Annotated in this window: 3 protein-coding genes; all 3 read left to right on the top strand. The window is 35.2% G+C overall.

What is annotated here, in order from left to right; genetic code table 11:
- Nucleotides 1-477, top strand: a 477-nt coding sequence (locus ABZA26_RS14200) for an FAD-dependent oxidoreductase (RefSeq protein ID WP_372715145.1), incomplete at its 5' end; no start/stop codon positions are given.
- Between the two features lie 69 nt (nucleotides 478-546).
- The gene (locus ABZA26_RS14205; protein ID WP_372715146.1) at nucleotides 547-1236 is read left to right on the top strand and encodes a DUF554 domain-containing protein; all 690 of its coding nucleotides are present in this window, start codon (nucleotides 547-549) and stop codon (nucleotides 1234-1236) included.
- Nucleotides 1237-1599: 363 nt separating this feature from the next.
- A partial coding sequence (locus ABZA26_RS14210; RefSeq protein WP_372715147.1) for a hypothetical protein occupies nucleotides 1600-1826 on the top strand: 227 nt, incomplete at its 3' end.

Below are 1826 nucleotides of genomic sequence, written 5' to 3' on the forward strand. Positions count from 1 at the left end.
CACGGAGTTGAAAAGGCGACTATTTTATTCAGGGATTCCGCAGAATTTATAGAGGCTAGAGAACACGAGGTAAAATATGCAAAAATTGACGGAGTGGAATTCATGTATCATGTGGGGCCAACAGAAATCACAGATGATGGAGTAAAAATTGTGGATATGAAGAAATCGATTTCTGAAGATGGTTACCCTGTATTCACTCCTTTAGAGGGATCAGATAGGCTTTTTAAAAGTGATTCTGTTATTATTGCCGTAAGCCAGGGACCGAAATCCAGAATAGTTTCAAACGTCAATACTATTAAAGTCAATGAGAACGGTCTTATTATTACTGATAAAGACGGTCATACAACCATGTCAGGTGTATTTTCCGGAGGAGATGTAGTTACCGGTGCAAAAACAGTTGTAGAAGCGGTAAATATATCTAGAAATATAGCCGAGAACATTGAAAAATATTTAGATGAAAAAGTTAAAAACAGTTGAAATTTATCGTTTACAAAAGTAATAAAAACTGTTAAACTCGCCTAAAGTCGTTTTTTAGAAGGTGGAACAATGGTATTGAGTGGTGTGATAGTCAATTCTGCAGCAGTAGGTTTAGGATCTTTGCTGGGAGTTTTATTCAAAAAAAGATTCAACAAAAAAATAATAGACACTGTGATGAACGGTATGGGGTTATGTGTTCTCTATGTTGGAATATCAGGTTCATTGAAGGGGAAAAACATACTGGTGACCATAGCAGCAATAGCCATAGGAGGCATCATTGGTGAGATAATAGATATAGATGATAAACTCAGAAAATTCGGGGTTGCCATGGAAGCCAGATTTAGTTCAAAAACAGATGAAAAAGAGTCTTTGGCAGAGGGATTTCTAAATTCTACCATGGTAGTTTGTGTAGGAGCAATGGCAATAGTTGGATCCCTTCAGAGTGGTCTAATAGGTAATCATGAAGTGCTCTATGCAAAAGCATTTATTGATCTCTTTGTGGTTCTTGCCATGTCTGCAACCATGGGAATAGGTGTGTTTTTCTCGGCATTTATGATTTTATTCTACGAGGGAGCCATAGCTTTATTTGCAGGAACCATTTCCCCATTTTTATCGGCAGTGGTTATAGATGAGATAACATGTGCAGGATCTCTGGTGATCATAGCAATCGGACTCAATATTTTAGGGGTGACCAAGATAAAAGTGGCCAATCTCAGTCTGGCTCCCTTTATCCCTATATTTATATATTTATTTATATAGTTCACCGTATTATTATTTTGAAATTAACTGAGCAGACAGAATAGATTTTCTGTCTGTTTTTTTTTATCTGAACTATAGCTCTAAAAACTTCTATTTGGAAAGTTTAGTTGGATAAATCCGATGAGTATATTTATCCGATGGAGTAATAAAAAAAGAATTTCATGACTCTGAAATAAAACTCTGTAGGCCAATAAAATAGAGGTTTTTATAAAGAGATATTTATATGAAAAAAAGTTACTTTAAACTTCAACGATTTAAGTTGCTTTTTGCATTTTTTTGTTATAAAATGCTTTACTTAGAGAAGAACACAATGTGATTATTTTTATTTAAAAGGAGAGGATTATCATTAAGAAAAACTTTTATATGTTATGTGTTTTAGTTTCGTTGGTTTTTGTTCAGGGGTGTACAAGTCTGTCGGGAGGTTCTCCGATCAGCAAGGCCAAGATAGCCTCTTCTGTAAATGAAAGTGAGGATATGTATGTTGTGGGCTCTGCTAAAATCGAAGACAGCGGTATAGAGGTGTCTAGGATGAAAGCAAGAACTGCTGCAAAAGAGAACTTGAAAAATGAAATTCAGAAAGAAAGCAAAAA

Source organism: Ilyobacter sp. (assembly GCF_041583315.1).
In the GTDB taxonomy this organism is placed as follows: domain Bacteria; phylum Fusobacteriota; class Fusobacteriia; order Fusobacteriales; family Fusobacteriaceae; genus Ilyobacter.

Excerpts from the sequence above, each read along its gene's own strand:
- ABZA26_RS14205 (WP_372715146.1), top strand. The coding sequence starts at position 547 with ATGGTATTGAGTGGTGTGATAGTCAATTCTGCAGCAGTAGGTTTAGGA.